Consider the following 231-nt stretch of genomic DNA (forward strand, 5'->3'; position numbering starts at 1 on the left):
ACTTCTTCAGGGGACGATGACGCCACTCATCAACAACCGGATAGACACGATCAGTGATGTTTGAAATCGTATCCGCAGAGACCGGGAAGCCATAGATATCCTGGATGATGTCGGAGATGTCGCGCTGTGACATACCCTGCCCATACATACGCAGGATCTTGTCCTCGATATCGGAAATATCCCGGCTGCCTTTAGGAACAGCCTGCGGTTCGAATGTACCAAGGCGATCAC

Annotated in this window: 1 protein-coding gene; it reads right to left on the minus strand. The window is 51.5% G+C overall.

Annotation, left to right across the window (positions count from 1 at the left end; all coding sequences use genetic code 11):
* On the minus strand, window positions 1-231 hold a 231-nt coding region (locus tag Afil_RS11015), incomplete at both ends, for a transposase (protein WP_230268574.1).

It is taken from the genome of Allobaculum fili (assembly GCF_020969955.1).
Classification (GTDB): Bacteria; Bacillota_I; Bacilli_A; order Erysipelotrichales; family Erysipelotrichaceae; genus Allobaculum; species Allobaculum fili.